This window comes from Bartonella sp. AA2SXKL, from assembly GCF_042197205.1.
Lineage (GTDB): Bacteria > Pseudomonadota > Alphaproteobacteria > Rhizobiales > Rhizobiaceae > Bartonella.
Genome location: NZ_JBHIRN010000219.1, coordinates 325 through 632 on the forward strand (window position 1 = coordinate 325; position 308 = coordinate 632).

General features: G+C 42.5%; 1 pseudogene. It reads right to left on the reverse strand.

Annotation, left to right across the window (positions count from 1 at the left end):
- Window positions 1-308: pseudogene (locus tag ACFINS_RS10815) on the reverse strand (thiazole synthase); the annotation flags it as partial.

Here is a 308-nt window from a genome sequence, read left to right on the forward strand (position 1 = left end):
CTGCTTTAGCAACTGCGGTGTTAAGAAGCACTGCATCATAACCAAGTTCCATGGCAACGGTAGCATGTGATGGGCGTCCAATGCCAGCATCAATAACAAGAGTAACATCAGGAAGGTAAGCACGGATAGAACGCAATCCATCAGTATTATGTGGGCCTTTTGCAGATCCAATAGGAGCACACCAAGGCATAATGACTTGACAGCCAACGTCCAAGAGCTTTTCAGCAACAATGAGATCATCCGTTGTATAGGCAAAAATTTTGAAACCTTCACTGTTTAAAATTTTTGCTGCTTCGACTAAAGAAAAA